This window comes from Bacillus sp. SIMBA_031, from assembly GCF_046535225.1.
GTDB classification, from domain to species: Bacteria; Bacillota; Bacilli; order Bacillales; family Bacillaceae; genus Bacillus; species Bacillus velezensis.
This window is the reverse complement of sequence record NZ_JAWRXC010000399.1, coordinates 1-259: the sequence shown is the minus strand read 5'-3', so window position 1 is coordinate 259 and position 259 is coordinate 1. Positions and strand designations below refer to the sequence as shown.

General features: G+C 39.0%; 1 protein-coding gene. It reads right to left on the bottom strand.

All coding sequences use genetic code 11. The features are described 5' to 3' along the window. A partial coding sequence (locus tag SB724_RS20780; RefSeq protein WP_410572834.1) for a M14 family metallopeptidase occupies nt 1–259 on the bottom strand: 259 nt, incomplete at both ends.

Sequence of the window (259 nt, the reverse complement as noted above, 5' to 3'; positions counted from 1 at the left end):
GGTGCAATATGCGTTACTTTTTCAACATGTTCAATAATTGCTTTTTGAAAAGCAGGCTCTGGTTTGTTGTTATCAGCCACTAAATAAAAGCCATCTGGAATATTCCAATTGGTGTTTACTTTGCCTTCACGAGCCGCGAGTGCTGGTCTAAATTCACTGTTATCAGAATCTGTTGTTTCATGTAAATCGATATGTGCAATTAAACGCGTATTTAACGATTGCGCATAGTTCATTACTGCCGCTGATTCTTGTGCTGGAC